16 protein-coding genes are annotated in these 15,886 nt (G+C 69.0%); 11 read left to right on the top strand and 5 right to left on the bottom strand.

All coding sequences use genetic code 11. The annotated features are described in order from the left end of the window. Window positions 1-239: 239 nt before the first annotated feature. Window positions 240-2,156 (top strand): peptidoglycan recognition protein family protein, encoded by a 1,917-nt coding sequence (locus H4281_RS32115; protein ID WP_182894612.1) that lies wholly within the window; start codon window positions 240-242, stop codon window positions 2,154-2,156. Window positions 2,157-2,202: 46 nt separating this feature from the next. Here H4281_RS32115 and H4281_RS32120 read toward each other — a convergent pair whose 3' ends face one another. Continuing rightward, window positions 2,203-3,588, bottom strand: coding sequence for an XrtP-associated glycosyltransferase (locus H4281_RS32120; protein ID WP_512699001.1), 1,386 nt, complete (start codon window positions 3,586-3,588; stop codon window positions 2,203-2,205). Next, the gene (gene xrtP, locus H4281_RS32125) at window positions 3,585-4,091 is read right to left on the bottom strand and encodes an exosortase P (protein WP_182894613.1); all 507 of its coding nucleotides are present in this window, start codon (window positions 4,089-4,091) and stop codon (window positions 3,585-3,587) included. The genes H4281_RS32120 and xrtP overlap by 4 nt, the downstream gene beginning before the upstream one ends. Before the next feature lie 391 nt (window positions 4,092-4,482). Between xrtP and H4281_RS32130 the strand changes: the two genes are divergently transcribed. From H4281_RS32130 to wecB, 3 genes are all read left to right on the top strand, one after another. Further along, window positions 4,483-5,235 (top strand): choice-of-anchor protein CoaP, encoded by a 753-nt coding sequence (locus tag H4281_RS32130; RefSeq protein ID WP_304504537.1) that lies wholly within the window; start codon window positions 4,483-4,485, stop codon window positions 5,233-5,235. A 21-nt stretch (window positions 5,236-5,256) separates the two neighbouring features. Then, entirely contained in the window at window positions 5,257-5,436 is a 180-nt protein-coding gene (locus H4281_RS32135; protein WP_067588006.1) for an LAXTG motif-containing small protein, read from the top strand. Window positions 5,437-5,505: 69 nt separating this feature from the next. Beyond that, the gene (wecB, locus tag H4281_RS32140) at window positions 5,506-6,669 is read left to right on the top strand and encodes a non-hydrolyzing UDP-N-acetylglucosamine 2-epimerase (protein ID WP_182894688.1); all 1,164 of its coding nucleotides are present in this window, start codon (window positions 5,506-5,508) and stop codon (window positions 6,667-6,669) included. Here wecB and tsaD read toward each other — a convergent pair. From tsaD to tsaB, 3 genes are read right to left on the bottom strand one after another with little or no spacing between them, the layout of a single operon-like run. Next, entirely contained in the window at window positions 6,650-7,696 is a 1,047-nt protein-coding gene (gene tsaD / locus H4281_RS32145) for a tRNA (adenosine(37)-N6)-threonylcarbamoyltransferase complex transferase subunit TsaD (protein WP_182894614.1), read from the bottom strand. The two genes, wecB and tsaD, sit on opposite strands and share 20 nt — an antisense overlap. Then, entirely contained in the window at window positions 7,696-8,178 is a 483-nt protein-coding gene (rimI, locus tag H4281_RS32150) for a ribosomal protein S18-alanine N-acetyltransferase (RefSeq protein ID WP_182894615.1), read from the bottom strand. The genes tsaD and rimI overlap by 1 nt, the downstream gene beginning before the upstream one ends. Next, complete coding sequence (gene tsaB / locus H4281_RS32155; RefSeq protein ID WP_182894616.1) at window positions 8,175-8,840, bottom strand: tRNA (adenosine(37)-N6)-threonylcarbamoyltransferase complex dimerization subunit type 1 TsaB; 666 nt, start codon at window positions 8,838-8,840, stop codon at window positions 8,175-8,177. The genes rimI and tsaB overlap by 4 nt, the downstream gene beginning before the upstream one ends. A 79-nt stretch (window positions 8,841-8,919) precedes the next feature. Between tsaB and H4281_RS32160 the strand changes: the two genes are divergently transcribed. The 7 genes from H4281_RS32160 to H4281_RS32190 all read left to right on the top strand — a co-directional run bounded on the left by H4281_RS32160 (window position 8,920) and on the right by H4281_RS32190 (window position 15,556). Next, window positions 8,920-9,465, top strand: a complete 546-nt coding sequence (locus tag H4281_RS32160) for a DUF3558 domain-containing protein (RefSeq protein WP_182894617.1) — start codon at window positions 8,920-8,922, stop codon at window positions 9,463-9,465. A 113-nt stretch (window positions 9,466-9,578) separates the two neighbouring features. Beyond that, window positions 9,579-10,070, top strand: a complete 492-nt coding sequence (locus H4281_RS32165) for a hypothetical protein (RefSeq protein ID WP_182894618.1) — start codon at window positions 9,579-9,581, stop codon at window positions 10,068-10,070. A gap of 4 nt (window positions 10,071-10,074) precedes the next feature. Continuing rightward, on the top strand, window positions 10,075-10,668 hold the full coding sequence (locus H4281_RS32170; protein ID WP_182894619.1) for a DUF3558 domain-containing protein: 594 nt from the start codon (window positions 10,075-10,077) through the stop codon (window positions 10,666-10,668). After that, window positions 10,668-11,963 carry a WXG100 family type VII secretion target gene (locus H4281_RS46385; RefSeq protein WP_182894689.1) on the top strand — a complete coding sequence of 432 codons (1,296 nt, stop codon included), beginning with the start codon at window positions 10,668-10,670 and terminating at the stop codon, window positions 11,961-11,963. The genes H4281_RS32170 and H4281_RS46385 overlap by 1 nt, the downstream gene beginning before the upstream one ends. 2 nt (window positions 11,964-11,965) lie before the next feature. Next, window positions 11,966-12,712 (top strand): ESX secretion-associated protein EspG, encoded by a 747-nt coding sequence (locus H4281_RS32180; RefSeq protein WP_182894620.1) that lies wholly within the window; start codon window positions 11,966-11,968, stop codon window positions 12,710-12,712. Window positions 12,713-12,821: 109 nt separating this feature from the next. After that, window positions 12,822-14,243, top strand: coding sequence for an acyl-CoA synthetase (locus tag H4281_RS32185; protein ID WP_182894621.1), 1,422 nt, complete (start codon window positions 12,822-12,824; stop codon window positions 14,241-14,243). Then, the gene (locus H4281_RS32190) at window positions 14,240-15,556 is read left to right on the top strand and encodes a carboxyl transferase domain-containing protein (RefSeq protein ID WP_182894622.1); all 1,317 of its coding nucleotides are present in this window, start codon (window positions 14,240-14,242) and stop codon (window positions 15,554-15,556) included. Before H4281_RS32185 ends, H4281_RS32190 begins: the two co-directional genes overlap by 4 nt. Window positions 15,557-15,886 lie beyond the last annotated feature (330 nt).

Below are 15,886 nucleotides of genomic sequence, written 5' to 3' on the forward strand. Positions count from 1 at the left end.
CTCTAGCCATGTGAGTGCCAGCTTCGCAAGGAGGGTCCGCCGGACCTGGCGAAATGCCAGGCGGAAGCCGCTGACCGGCCACTTTGTTCCAGGGCGCGAGCGAGCGTCCGGCACGGGGCGGCAGGCGGCCGGGGCATCGCCGTGTGCCCGTTCGGCCGCATCCGGCGGATAAACCCCACTAACTCCCCCGGCAGCTGGTTGGATCCGCACAGACAGGCATCTCACCCCTGGAGCCCTCTATGCCCCGCTCACTCCCGTGGCGCCTGGCCGCTGCCACCACCGGGCTGCTGGCATTGGTCGCCGCCGCCGTGCCCGCCTCCGCTCAGCCCGCCAACGAAGCCCGCCAGCGCGCGTTCGCCGGCGCAGCCTCCGAATTCGGCGTCCCGGAGGACGTCCTGCTGGCCGTCTCGTACCTGGAATCCCGCTGGGATACTCATTCCGGTGCGCCCAGCACCGCCGCCGGGTACGGACCGATGCACCTCACCGACGTCCGCACCACCGGCCTGCGGACCAGCGAATTCGACAACCCCGACGAAGACCCGCGCGGCGACGACTCTCGCCCGGCCTTGCGCCTGCGGCCGCTCGAAGCCCCGACTCCCCCGCCCGGCAGCCAGACCATCGACAAGGCCGCCGAACTGCTGCACACCGACGCAGCGAAGCTCCGTACGGACGCCGAAGCGAACATCCGCGGCGGAGCGGCACTGCTGGCTGAGTACCAGCGAGAGTTGGGCGTCAAGAGCGACAACGCGAAGGACTGGTACGGGGCCGTCGCGCGCTACAGCGGCCCGGAGGACGTCACCGGCGCGCGTACGTTCGCCGACGAGGTCTTCGCCACCATCGCCAGCGGCGTCGCGCGTACGACCGATGACGGGCAGGCCGTCAAGCTCGCCGCGACCTCCGGCCTCACCCCGGACCGCGCGCAAGCGGACCGTCTCGGCCTGCGTGCCGGAAAGCCGCCGGCCACCGAGTGCCCGAGGTCGCTGTCCTGCGAATCGGTGCCCGCGCCGTTCCAGAAGATCGGCGACAGCTACGGCAACTACGACAAGGCCGACCGGCCGCGCGACCAGAAGATCGACTACATCGTCATCCATGACACCGAGGGCTCCTGGGACTCGGTGATGAAGCAAGCCCAGACCCCTGGCCAGACCGCGTGGCACTACACGGTCCGCTCCTCGGACGGGCAGGTCGCCCAGCACGTGCCGACCAAGGACGTCGGCTGGCACGCCGGGAACTGGTACGTGAACGAGAAATCACTCGGCGTCGAGCACGAGGGCTTCGCCGCGCAGGGCACCTGGTTCACCGAGGCGATGTACCGCCAGTCCGCGAAGCTCGTGCGCTACCTCGCGCACCGCTTCGGCGTTCCGCTCGACCGGGCGCACATCCTCGGCCACGACAACGTGCCCGGCCCGAACGCGGACAAGATCAAGAGCATGCACTGGGACCCGGGCCCGTACTGGGACTGGGCGCACTACTTCGACCTGCTCGGCGCCCCGCTGGAGCACAGCGGCGACCCGGATTCCGGGCTGGTCATGATCGCGCCGGAGTTCTCCGCCAACCGTCCGGCGTTCACCGGCTGCGACAAGATCGGATCCGGAACCCCTTGCCCGGAGCGGAGTTCGGGGGCGGTCGTGCTGCACACCGAGCCGAGCTCGTCCGCGCCGCTGCTGTCCGATGTTGGCATGCACGGGCCTGATCCGTCCACAATGGATGTCGCGGACATCGGCAGCCGCGCGGCCACCGGCCAGAAGTACGCCGTCGCGGACACCAAGGACGGCTGGACCGCGATCTGGTACCTCGGCCAGAAGGGCTGGTTCCGCAACCCGGGCGACGCGCCCACCGCGTATCCGGCGGACGGATTCGTCGCGACTCCCAAGCAGGGCAAGGCGACCGTGCCGGTCTACGGGAGCGCGTACCCGGAGGCCAGTGCGTATCCGAAGGACGTTCCGGTGCAGGAGCTCAAGCCGTTGCCGTACCAGCTCGGCGCGGGCCAGAAGTACTCGGTCGGCGGGCTGACCGGCTCGGAGTACTACTCGGCGTCCTTCGACGTCGCGACCAACAAGGTCGTGAAGGGCAAGGCGAAGTACGTGGAAATCCAGCTCGGCCACCGCGTGGCTTACGTCAGCCGCGACGACGTCGACCTCGAACCGGCGTCCTGACCGCGGACTCGTGAGTGGCTGTGCCGGTTAGAACCGGCACAGCCACTCACGAGTCCAGAGCCACCTTCACGCCCGCGCTGGCCTCGGTGTTGCGCCGGGTCTTGGCCCAGCCGTTGCGACCGCGCACCAGCCGGAACAGCGCGCGCCAGGACGTGATGTAGAAGGTGTAGATGTAGGCCGCGTACAGCAGGCCCATGCCGAGCCCGCGGAAGATATTCTTGCTGCGCAAGCATTTCATCTGATAGATCGGGCCCCACACCACGAACGGCAGCAGCCCGAACGAACCGTAGATCGCGAACAGGATCCAAGCGCCGCCGGTGAACCACGTCCACACCTGACCCGGATCGCCCGCGGTGCTCACGAGCAGCATGACGAACGGAACCGGGTACAGCAGCGAGCCGAGCAGCTGCATCCAGGGCTGCGCCAGGTAGTACATCATCTCGGCGGCGCCCAAAGTGGACACGTGCGGCGAGTCCCAGATCCGGCGCAGGTACCGCATGCACTGCATGGTCCCCTGACCCCAGCGCGTGCGCTGCACCAGGAAGCGGCGAAGACTGTACAGGCCTTCTTGCGCCACATGAGAATCCGGCGTGAACCCGGTGCGCCAGCCGGCGGTGAGCAGGTGCACGCCGAGTTCGAAGTCCTCCAGCAGCGAACCGCGCCACGGAGCGAGTTCGTCGCCCGCGATCGAGTCCAATGCGGACAGCCGGGTGAACTGTCCGTTGCCGCCCATGGAGATCGTGCCGGTGAAGCCGCGCGACGTCTGGATCGCCGCGATCGCGGTGCGGAACTCCAAGTCCTGCAACTGGGCGAGCTTGAGCCCGAAGGCGCGGGAGAACCACGTGCGACCGGGCGGTCGGCTGCGGAAGTTGCTCATCCGGACGTCGAGTTGAACGGCACCAACGGTTTCGTCGCCGAACAGATGGTCTGCCGCGCATACTTCGAGGCAGTTGGGCGCGGGACGGCCGTCCGCGTCGACCACCACGACCACTACCCGGTCCCGGTCCGCGTCGGGACCGAGCCAGTCGTCCAGCTCGCGGTAGGCGGCGTTGAGCGCGTCTCCCTTGCCCGTACGCGCTTCCGGGCGCTGGCGCGCGACGAGGTGCAGATTCGGGTCGTAGCCGCCGTTGCGCCGCCACACCGAGCGCACGACGCGGGCGGTGCGGTCGTCGGAGTCGTCGTCCACGACCCACACGTGCGCGCGGCGGAAGGTGCTGCGCAGGTACTTCACCGTCTCGCGGATCACCACCTCCTCGTCGCGGCAGGGGACGAAGAAGTGCCAGGAAAAGTCGGCCGGATCGCCGACCGGAGCGGGCTTGCGGCGCAGGTACGGCACGACGATCACCACGACGTACACGAGGAACGCGACGCTCATGGTGAGCGCGAACGCCTGCGTGACCGACAGCAGGATCTTCAGGCCGGAGCTGCTCACGCCGCGGCCCGTTTCTCAGCCTTCGTCTTCCGCGTCGCCAGCCACACGAACAGCACCAGCGAGATCGCGCCGCCGATGACGCTGACCAGCGAACCGAGCAGCGTGTGGCCCCAGTAGTAGCCCTCGTCGGTGCCGAGCCCGTTGACGAGCCCGACGATGGTGAGAATCCGTAACTGATTAACCAGAATCACCGTGATCGCGGAAATTCCCAGCGAGAAAAAGAGCCTGCGGGCATTCTGTGGCCGGAACCACAGAAGTGCGGCGGTTACTAAAAGCAACGGCAGCAGAAGGAATACCGACGAGCATTCCGGAGTCATCCGCAACCCGAATGGAGTATCGCCGGACAACCCGAAGTAGACCGATTCCCGGTTTCCGGCCACATAGACCCCCGATGAGGTGATGACCCGGAGGATGACCCCGGCCAATTGCACCTCCAGTTCCCGGTACCCGCGTTCCACGAGCACCAGCACCACCCCCGCGGCGAGCACCCCGAACACCGCCATACGCAGCGGAAACCGGGATGCGCCTGACACCGGCGCGTTGACTGCTGTCACGACGACCCTCTCGAGAAGAAACCCAGCGGAACCGGGGCGGACCCGGCCACGGTCGTGTCCGCGGCGGCTTCCGCCCTGCGCCGGGCAGTCCCATTCCGGGGACACCCGAGCAGCTTTCGGCATATTCTTACGCAAGCTTGCTACTCCGTTGGAGTGATGCTTCACGCAACCTGGGGAAAAGCGAATTCTTATCACCCGATGTGGTGATTGAGGGCAAAAACTGTGCTATTTCGGAAACCTCCGGCGATAACCGATCCGCGTGCCGACTCTTGCTCACCGGGATTCGTCCGTGCAGCGGCTCGCCCTGAGAAAAATCGGAGGACCAGTGAAGAGACACCTCGTGCGACGAGGCGGAATGCTCGCCGTTGTCGTGGCGAGCATCGCCTTGGCCGGAGCCGCTCCGGCCAGCGCCGCTCCCGGCGACGGGTCGGCCTACGGCGTCAACGTCGACGTGACGCTGCTCGGCCAGCCCGCGGTGCACCTCGGCCCGCTCGCGGCCGCGAACACCAACGGCCCGACGGAAAGCACCGCGGTCTCCGCGAACGTTCCCGGCGTGCTCACCACCGGCGTGATCAAGACGTCCGCCGTGCGCGACGACAACTCCGGCGCGGTCACGTCGAAGGCGTCCGTCGCCGACGTCGGACTGCCGCTGCTCAAAGCCGCCGTGGGCAATGTGGGTGCCAAGGCGGTCGAAGCCGTCTGCACCGCGACCCAGGAAGGCGTCAAGGGCAGCACGACGCTGGTCGGCGCGAACCTCGGCAGCCTCGGCAACGTCGACGCCACCCCGGCGGCGAACACCGAACTGAAGGTCCAGGTCGGCCCGCTGCACGTGGCGACGTTGATCCTGAACGAGCAGATCAAGAACAAGGACGGCAGCCTCACCGTCAACGCCCTGCACCTGAAACTGCTCGGCGGCGACGCGCTGGGCGCGCTCGGCTCGGGCGACGTGATCCTGTCCTCGGCGACCTGCGGCCCGGCCGCCCCGCCGATGCCGCTCGCCTCGGGCGCGGGCATGTGGATCGGGTTCGGCGTGGTCGCCGCGATCGCGGTGCCGGTCGGCCTGCGCTTCTCCCGGCGTCGTTCGGCTGCCTGACCCCGGTGAGGTGATGGAGCGATGTACAAGATGCCTGGCGCCGGGGTCGGCGTGGCCGGTGGCGGGGTGGGTACCCTCGCCGCCACTGGCGCTGACGTCGGCTGGTGGCTCGCGGTCGGCGTGGCGCTGGTGATCCTCGGGATCGCCGCTCTGATCGCCGTCCGCCGCCGGAATCGGCGGTTCTCCCGCCTGGACGGCTGAAGAATCCGGGCTGCCGGCCCGATCCCGCCGGCAGCCCGGATTTCCGGGACACTCGAAAGGGTGAAAACGTTGGACGTGATGCTGCTGGCCGGGACGCGCCCGGAGGCGGTGAAGCTCGCGCCGCTCGCGCTGGCCCTGGAGGCCCGGCCCGGGCTGCGGCCGCTGGTCGTGCACAGCGGTCAGCACCAGGGCATGGTCGAACAGGCGCTGGCCCCGTTCGAGGTTGGGATCGACGCGTGGCTCGACGTGCCGCCACGGGTGTCCGGCACGCAGGCGGAACTGGTGTCCGGCCTGCTGCCCGCGCTCGATGCCGCGCTGCGCCGCTACCAGCCGTCGGCGGTCGTCGTGCAAGGCGACACCACCACCGGACTGGCCGGCGCGCTCGCCGCGTTCTGGCTCGGCATTCCGGTGGTGCACCTCGAAGCCGGACTGCGTACGCACGACTTGGCGTCGCCGTTCCCCGAGGAGGGCACGCGGCAGATGATCTCGCGGATCGCCGCATTGCACCTTGTCCCGACAGCGGCCGCGGGCGCGGCATTGGCGGCCGAGGGCGTGCCTTCGGAGCGGATCACGCGTACTGGCAACACCGTCGTCGACGCTGTGCTCGCGGTGGCGGCGCGTGACCTGCCCGCCCGCGATCCGGCGCTTGCCTTGCTGGAGATGGGAATCGCCGAAGCGGGCGAGCAGTTGGTGCTGGTGACATCGCACCGCCGCGAGTCGTGGGGCGAACCGTTGAAACGCACGCTGACCGCCGTGCGCCAGATCGTCGACGCCCATCCACGCGTGCAAGTGCTGTTCCCGGTGCATCCAAATCCGGCCGTGCGGGAACAGGTCGAGGAAGTGCTGGGCGGGGTCGCGCGAGTGACCGTCACCGAGCCGTTGGAGTACCCGGACCTCGTGCGCGCACTGCGGTTGGCGTCGCTCGTGTTGACGGATTCCGGTGGTATTCAAGAAGAAGCGCCGACCTTCGGCACCCCCGTGCTGGTGCTGCGTGACACGACGGAACGCCCGGAGGCCGTCGAAGCCGGCTGCGCTTGGCTGGTCGGCACTGACACCGAGCTGATCACCGATACCGCCGCGCGCATTCTCCGCGGCGAGATCAGTGCTGCCGAGTCAACGAATCCGTACGGAAACGGTTCCGCGGCCGCACGGTCAGCTTCGGCGATCGAGGCGCTGCTAGGAGTGTCCCTTGATGCCGCTGCCCTGGTGAGTCCTAAAGGGACACAACATTGACCGGCAAGCCTGGGTTCGCCGAGAAGTCCAGCGGTGCCACGGATCGACCGGCCGCTACCACGTGCGCACCCAACGCCGCGATCATCGCGCCGTTGTCCGTGCACAGGCGCGGCCGCGGCACACGCAGCTCGATGCCTGCCTCCGCGCAGCGCTCCGCGGCCAGCTCGGAAAGCCGTGAATTCGCTGCCACGCCACCGGAAATGACCAACGTGCCGATGTTGTGTTCACGCGCGGCGCGGATCGCCTTCGCGGTGAGCACGTCCGCGACCGCTTCCTGAAAGGACGCCGCGACGTCGTTCACCGGCACCTGGTCGCCAGCTCGCTCGGCGTTCTCCACCCAGCGAGCCACTGCCGTTTTCAAGCCAGAGAAGGAAAAGTCGAACTTCGCGTCGCGCGGACCGGTCATCCCGCGCGGGAACGCGATCGCCTTCGGGTTGCCCTGTTTGGCTGCCTTGTCGATCGGCGGCCCGCCCGGGTACGGAAGATCCAGCACGCGCGCGACCTTGTCGTACGCCTCGCCCGCCGCGTCGTCCACAGTGGACCCGAGCTCGGTGATGCTCGACGCGATGTCGTCCACTCGCAACAGTTGCGTGTGGCCGCCGGAAACCAGCAACGCCAGCACCGGCGTCGGCAACGGACCGTGCTGCAACGTGTCCACCGCGATGTGCCCGGCAAGGTGATTCACGCCGTACAGCGGCACATCCAGCGCGGTCGCATACGCCTTCGCCGCCGAAACGCCCACCAGCAACGCACCAGCGAGACCCGGCCCGGCCGTCACCGCGATCGCGTCCACATCGGACAGTTTCAGCCCGGCCGTGGCGAACGCGCGCTCCGCCGTCGGCACCATCGCTTCGAGATGCGCGCGGCTGGCGACCTCCGGCACGACCCCGCCGAAGCGAGCGTGCTGGTCGACACTGGACGCGACCTCGTCGGCGAGCAGCTCCACCGTGCCGTCGTCGTGCAGCCGGACGAGGCCGACCCCGGTCTCGTCGCAGGAGCTTTCGATGCCCATGATGACGCGCGCCATCAGCCGGCCACCTCGTCTCGTGCCGGGGCCTGCGCGGGGCGGGCCATGGTGAACGCGTCCGCGCCGGAGGGCTGGTAGTAGCGCTTCCGGATGCCGAGCTTCTGGAAACCGTGCGCCTCATACAGGTTCACGGCGGGGTCGTTGTCCGTGCGCACTTCGAGGAAGACCGCCGCGTGCAGCTCGTCAGCGCGCGTCAGCAACGCACGCAGAAGGGCCTTGCCGATGCCTTGCCCCTGCGCCTCCGGCACGACGCCAATCGTGTGAACGTTCGCTTCGTAGTCCCCGCGGCGCCCGACCACCGCGAGCCCCGCGTACCCAAGCAGCGTCTCCCCGTCGTCCGACCGCGCCGCCAGGTAGTAATGCCCCTGGTCAAGCTCGGAATGAAACGCGCGCGCACTCCACGGGTCATCGCCGGGAAAGAGGATCTTCTCGATCTCCGCGCACCTCGCGACGTCAGCGCGGCGCAGTTGGTCGAGCTTCACAGCGCAGTCACCCTCTTGCGCGCCGTGGGCTCGACAGCGTCCGGACGACGCAGGTACAGCGGCGTCAACGGCTCCGGCTCCGCGCGTTTGAGAAGCGCCGTACGCGCCACGCGCACCAACCCAGCCGGCGACGGAAACCGCGGCTCGATCGGCACCACGCCCACCGCTGCCGCGTACTGCAACGCACCGTCGCCCGCCGCGACGCGAATGTCAGTCTCGATGTCCGCGGGCCGCTGTACGTGGGGACCGTCCGTGCGCGCGCCCGAAGCGTCGTACGCAGCCCAGTAGACCTCGCGGCGCCGCGCGTCCGTGAAGACGAGAAACGGCTTCTCCGTGCGTACGACGTCCGCCGCGATCGCGTCGAGACTGCACACCGGGTACGCCGGGATGCCGAGCGCGTGCGCGTACGCAGCCGCCGTGGCCATGCCAGCGCGCAGTCCGGTAAACGGGCCCGGCCCGACGCCGCACACGATCGCGTCGAGCTCGCGAAGCGTGACCCCAGCCTCCTCGGCAGCGGCCAGCGCATGCGGGGCGATCAGCTCGCCGTGCGCCCGAGGATCCACCGTGACGCGGTCCGCCCGGGTGACAAGCTCAGCCTCGTCGACGGCGACGATGCCCGCCGTCACCGCCGGAGTAGCCGTGTCGATCGCCAATACCAGCACGATTTCCCAGGATAGCTCTGGTCCGATGGGGACCGGGGAGCGGGCGGGTCGGTTTCCGAGGTCCGGAAAGATACGTTCCGTGACTAAGCTGTCTTACGCGGCCCTGGTGGGCATGGCGCTGGTTTTGGCTGGTTGTTCGGCCCCTCCGGCTCCTCCGGCGGAGTCTTCCGCCCCGCCCGAGGCGCCCCCGCTGCTCAACGTGCGGAAATACGAACAGGACCCGTGCGCGCTGCTCCCGCAGGCCGCGGAGGTCTTCAACGCGGTCCGCAATCGCGAGACCACCGGTGCCGTCATGCCGTCCTGCACCTGGACCGACAGCAAGAACAGCACCCTGACCATCGGCTTTGCGGGAGCAGTAGGCGGCCTCGCCGCCATCGGCCAAAACCGGAGCAGCACCGGCTACTTCGACCCAGCCCCCGCGATCGACGGATACCCGGCGGCTTACACCAACGTCCTCGACAACCGAGGGCAAGGCGGCTGCCAGGTCGCGGTCGGTGTCCGCTCCGACGAGACGTTCACCAGCTCAGTCGTCCTCCACCCGCGGTCCCCGTCCTACGACGACCCCTGCGCGGTCGCCCTCAAAGCAGCCACGGCGGTCGTCGCCACCCTCAGGTCAGCTTCCTGAGACCTGCCCGGCTTGGGGGATTTTGTCCACACGCGGAACCTCGACCGATTAAGCTCAGTCAGAGCATCGGCAGTCGCAGACAGTGCCGCCGGGAGCCGAGGGGGAGCGTCATCGTGGGCAATGGGCAGTCGTCCAGCAGCAGCGAGCCGTCGGACGGGCGTGCTGGGTACGTCGACCCGGAGGAACAGGCCAAACGCGACCGCCAGGACAAGCAGTTCGGCGAAGCGATGAACTCCACCGGCACGCGGGTCTACCAGCAGCGCGCGGCCGAAGACGCCAAGGTCAACGCGGCCGCGGCGGGCGGCGGGTTCAACATGGACGTCGACGCGATGCGGAAGCTGCAGCCCAAGTGGCAGGGAATCGCGGACAAGCTCAGCGACGCGACCCAACTGGCCACTCAGCTGCAAGCTGTGCAGAAGCCCGCCGACGACGACGCGAGCGGCCTTCAGAAACAAGCTGCCGACCGGCACGCCGCGGCGTACCTGGCCAGTCTCCAGCAGCAGCTGAAGTATGCGCAGGGTTACGCCGATCAGCTGAAGAACGCCATCGCGAAGTACGAAGGCCAAGAGCACGCCAACACGGCCGGCCTTCGTAAGCAAGGATGACCCGGTGAAACCGATCGCCACTGCCGCGGGCGCCGCGAGCATCCTGCTGGTCCTTACCGCGTGCTCCTCGCCTAACGGCGGCCAGCCTGCTCCGGCGTCGTCGAACCCGCCCGCGTCCTCCAGCAACGCCGCGTCAGACGTGCCCAAGGTGCCAAACCCGCTCGACGTCGCCAAGTACGAGCAGGATCCCTGCTCGGTTCTCACCCAGGCTCAGGCGGCACAAGCGTTCAACGCGGTCCGCAACCGCAAGATCGCAGGCAACGTCGCCCCGGTCTGCACCTGGAACGACAGCGAAAACAGCTCCCTGGCCATCGGTTTGCTCCCCGGACAGGGCGGCCTCGCCACCGTCTACAAAAACCGGAGCAGCACCGGCTACTTCGAACCGGCCCCCTCGATCGACGGGTACCCGGCGGTGTTCACCAACGTTCTCGACAACCGTTCGGACGGCGGTTGCCAGGTCGCGGTCGGCGTTCGCGCCGACGAGGCATTCACCAGTTCGGTCATCCTCTTCAAACAGTCGCCGTCGTACGGCGACCCGTGTTCGGTCGCCCTCAAAGCAGCCGGAGCGGCTTTAGCCACGATCAAGGCGGGTGCGTGATGGGAACGACTTACACCCCTCAGCAAATTGTCGATTTGGTCAAGCGCGGGAGCGGCTCCGGCGGCATGTTCGCCGGCGGCGGCACGAGCAGTCAGCTTTCGGAATTGCACCAAGACATCGCCAATGAAATGCGTCAGCTGCAAGGCTCGATGAGCGAATACTGGCAAGGAGACGCCGCCGGTCAGGCGTACACCGGCGCTGGACCGCTGGTCCAGGCCAGCCAAGTCAGCGGCCAGCACTTGCAGCAGGCCCAGAACTTGTACCAGGGGCAAGGCGAGTCGTTCAATACCTTGTACGCCAAGGTCCAGTCAGTCGGCGACGTCGGCGACAAACCCTCCGACGACTGGGTTTCCGGAACTCCTCTTTCCTTCCTCTCCAACCGGCAAGACGAGATTGACGACTGGAACCGGAAAGCGCAGGCGGTCACCGAAAGCTACAGCGCGTACCACCAGCAATCGACGGACAACTCGAGCCGCTGGGCGGACCCGTCGCAATACGGGCAGCTCGCGCTTCCCTCCGCCGGCGGTGACTTCACCATCACGCAGCCCGGCGGCACCGGCACGGCGCATCTGCCCACGCACTACACCCCGGGCGGGCCGGGCGGCACCGCTGGCACCTACTCCGAGGGCGGGTACGTCGGCGACAGCACCGGCAGTACCGGCGGCAACACCAGCCACGGCGACCACACCAACGATCGCACTGGGCCGCCGGGAACGCTGCCTCCCTCGGAGACTCACCGGTGGGATCCGGAGCGCTACACCCCGCCGCCCGGTAATCCGCCGGAGTCGGGGCATCATGTGCCGCCGCCGGGCAACCTGCCGGACGAGACTCGGACGTCCAGTTACGTCCCGCCGGATCTGACGAGCGTCAACAACCCCAACAGCACCAGCAATCCCCATTCCTGGTCGTTCAACAGCAGCAACCCCAACACCACCGGCGGGGGCGGCGGGTTGTACACGCCGGGGCTTCCGGGGATCGGCGGAGGCAGCGCGGGCAGCCTCGGCAACGGCGGCGGCAACGCGGGCAACGCGGGCAACAACGTCGGCCGAGGAGCGGGAACTGGCACTGGGACGTTCGGCAGCGCCGAAGCCGCCGGGCGAGGCGGGGCGGCAGCGGGGGCCAACGGGCGTGCCGGAGCACCGGGCATGGGTGCGGGCGCGATGGGCCGCGGGCAGAAGGGCGAAGGGGAAGAAGACCTCGTCCACGAGACCGCCGACTATCTGGTCGAACAGGACCCCGACGCCGCGCTCATCGGGGAGCTTCCGAAGGCGGTTCCGCCGGTGATCGGGCTCTGACGATGCTCGTGCTCGCCCGCGAGGTGGTGCTCCCTGCCGACTGCTTGCCCCTCGCGGCGGAACTGGCTGGGGTTTCGCTCCCGGCCTCGCTCGCGCCCGACCCGCTGTGGCGCGACCCGGAGGAGACGCGCGCGTATCGCGAAGCTGCGGTAAGCGCCATGGCTGACCAAGGCGTGTGGGGGCGCGGCGGTCTGGACGAGACGTTCGTCCGGACCATGACCGTGTTGTGTCGCGGGGCCAGCGAACTGTCGGCGACCGTCGAGAGCGGGCGGGATCGGCGGTATCAGCTGGTCGTCGCGGCGCTCAACAAAGACGCGGTGCTCGCCTGCCACATGCCGTCCACCAGCACGGTGGTGCTGCGGCCGGCCCGGGCGGATGCGCTGGCTGAGGATCTGATCCGGGAGTTGCCGCGCGTCCAGCCTGCGCGGGGGCAGGCGGTGTCGGTGCCGGAATCGGCGTTGAACCTGGCGATCGACGGCGGTCCGGCTCGGCAGGACGTCCGGCATTTGCTTGACGTCGCCGCACTCCCCCGCATCGGCGGCGGGCAGATCACCGCGGCCGTCCGGGACGGGCTCGGCGGGCGGCGGATCAGCGGGCGCGACATCTGCACGTATTACGACACCGAGCACGGCCGCTACCTGTTCTCGTTCTCCGAAACCGAGGGCGGCGAACGGTACGTGAACGTCGCCCCGGCCCGGCACGAAACGATGGTCGAACGCGTGCGCGCGCTGCTCGATAATCTCGCCTGAACCTGGGTACCCCTGACAATCAGGATCTGTGAATCGCGTCGCAGGTGGCGGCCGCCACAAGGCGGTACGGTGCGGTTCCAGGTGCCGGTGACGCAGGAGGTCCGCGAAAGTGCCCGATCCGCTGTTTCCCGCAGTCGCCGCCGGATCCGGCAAGGAAGCGCTGCGCTTCGGCGACCGAAAACTCACCTACGCCGAACTCGGCGCAGTAGCCGGGGCGCTGGCCGCCGAACTGCCCGCTGACCGCCGGGTCGCGGTGTGGGCGACGCCGACGCTGCACACCAGCGTCGCGGTGGTCGCCGCGCTGCTCGCCGGGGTTCCGGTGGTGCCGCTCAACCCCAAGATCGGCGAACGCGAACTCGGCCACATCCTCGCCGACAGCGAGCCCGCGCTGGTGCTCGCCGAGCCCGGCGTCGACCTGCCTGCCGCGCTTGACCTGCCGCGCCACGACATTCCGCTGGCGGGCGACGGCAAGCCGCCGGCCAGCGAGCCGGACGCGGAAGCGCCCGCGTTCATCGTCTACACCTCGGGCACGACCGGTCCGCCCAAGGGCGTCGTACTCCCCCGCCGCGCGATCGCGACCACGCTCGACGCGCTCGAGGACGCCTGGCAGTGGACGGCCGACGACGTACTCGTCCATGGCCTGCCGTTGTTCCACGTCCACGGCTTGATCCTGGGCATTCTCGGACCGCTGCGCCGCGGCGGAACTGTGCGCCACCTGGGGCGGTTCTCCCTCGAAGGCGTCACCGCGGAACTCGCGAACGGCGCGACGATGCTGTTCGGCGTCCCGACGATGTACCACCGGATCGCCGAAGCGGTCGCGACCGACGAAGCTCTCGCCGGCGCGCTCAAGTCCGCGCGACTGCTGGTTTCCGGCTCGGCCGCGTTGCCGGTGCACGACCACCAGCGGATCACCGCCGCGACCGGACAGCAGGTCGTGGAGCGCTACGGCATGACCGAAACCCTGATGAACACCAGCGTCCGCGCCGACGGCGAGCGCAAGCCGGGTTCGGTCGGCGTCCCGCTCGCCGGGGTCGGCCTGCGGCTGGTCGACGAGGCCGGAGCCGAGGTCAGCGAACCCGGCACCGTCGGCGAGATCCAGGTCCGCGGGCCGAATCTGTTCACCGAATACCTCAACCGCCCGGACGCGACCGCCGCCGCGCTCGACGGCGGCTGGTTCCGCACCGGCGACATGGCCACCCGCGACCCCGACGGCTACGTCCGGATCGTCGGGCGCAAGGCCACCGACCTGATCAAGAGCGGCGGCTACAAGATCGGCGCGGGCGAGATCGAGAACGCGCTGCTGGAACACCCGAACGTCGCCGAGGTGGCGGTGACCGGCGAACCGGACGACGACCTCGGCGAGCGGATCGTCGCGTGGGTCGTGCCGGACGGCGCGCGCCCGACGGTCGAGGAACTCGCCGGCCACGTGTCGAAGCTGCTCGCCCCGCACAAGCGCCCGCGCGTCGTGCGATACCTGGATGCCTTGCCGCGCAACGACATGGGCAAAGTCATGAAGCGAGCGCTGGGATGAGGACCACCGCGCGCGAACTGCTGTCCGGCCTCTCCGCCGGGTTCACCGACCTGCCCGTCGCGGACACTCCGGCGGACGATCCGCTCGGCTGGCCGGGGTACCCGGAGGCCAGGGCGGCCGCCGCCGCGCGCACCGGCGAGACCGAATCGGTCGTCGTCGGAGAGGCGAAGATCGGCGACGTGCCCACGGTGCTGATCGCCTGGGAGTTCGGCTTCCTCGGCGGTTCGATCGGACAGCAGACCGGCGACCGCGTCGAAGCCGCCTTCGCCCACGCGAAAGAACGTGGACTGCCAGTGGTTTCGCTGGTCGCGACGGGTGGCAGCCGGATGCAGCACGGCATGCGCGCGCTTTCCCAGCTCCACCGAATCGCCCGCGCCGCCGCGGAAGCACGCGCGGCGGGCGTGCCGCAGATTTCCGTTCTCCGCGATCCGTCCACCGGCGGTGGCTGGGCGACGCTCGGCGCCGGTTCCGACGTCGTGTTGGGCCTGCCAGACGCCCAAGTGGGCTTCGCCGGCTCCCGCGTACGGCCTGCGACGTCTCCGGCAGAGGCGTACACCGTCGAAGCGAAGCTCGAGTGGGGTCAGGTCGACCGTCTCGTTGAAACAGCCGAGCTAGGTGACGTACTCGCGCGATGGCTACAGCTGTTGGCTTCGCCGTCGGCAGAGCCTGCTCCCCCGCCGAAGGCCCTTCGCGACGCCGCGCTGCCCGAAACCGGCTGGGACGCTGTACGAGCCGCACGCGCGTCTTCGCGAGCGCGCGCACCCGAGTACCTCGACGCGTACTTCGACTGGCGAGAGAACGTGCAAGGCGACCGTGCTGGTCACGTGGACGAAGGCGTCCAATGTGGCTTCGGCTGGCGAGAAGGCCGGACGATCGCGTACGCAGCACAGTGCGGCACCGCGACGCGCCCGGCCGGCTTTCGCACCGCAGCACGGCTCGTGCGGCTGGCGTCCCGGCTAGGGATTCCGGTGCTGACTCTTGTGGACACTCCCGGCGCGGCAAACGACGCGGAAGCGGAAGAAGGCGGGATCGGACCAGCGATCGCGGAGCTGTTCGAGGCGATCGCCACCGCCGCTGTCCCGGTCACGACGCTGGTGATCGGCGAAGGCGGTTCCGGTGGCGCGCTGGCTTTCGCCGCTTCGGGTGCTATGTGGATCGCCCCGGACGCCTACTTCTCGGTCACTTCCCCGGAAGCGGCGGCGGCGATCCTGAAACGCCCGATGACCGACGTGCCGGCCGTGGCCGGCCAGCTGCGGTTGCGCCCGCAGGATCTGGTCGGCCTCGGCCTGGCAGCCGGGATCGTCGAGTCCTGACGGGTCACGCCTCGACGGCGCGGACCCGCCACTTGCGCTGCGCGTAGGACGCGAGGGTGGCCGCTACAGCGACTCCCGCGGTTGCACAGCTTGCGATGGCCACGAATACTGCCGTCATTGCGGCTCCTCCTCACGGGTTGCGCGCGTCAAAGTGCCGTCGGCGAATCCGGATGATCCGCTGGCCGACGCGAGCGAGTTGATGGGGTTTTACAGGTATCTACCTGCTACAACGCATGCTCCCCGGTCTGCGTTACCTCCGCTACCCCCGAGCGGGAGTGAGACGTGTCACGTTAGGCTTTGGACCGCTCGCGGTAGGTGATGTCGGGGGCT

The sequence above is a fragment of the Amycolatopsis dendrobii genome (assembly GCF_014145675.1).
Taxonomy (GTDB): domain Bacteria; phylum Actinomycetota; class Actinomycetes; order Mycobacteriales; family Pseudonocardiaceae; genus Amycolatopsis; species Amycolatopsis dendrobii.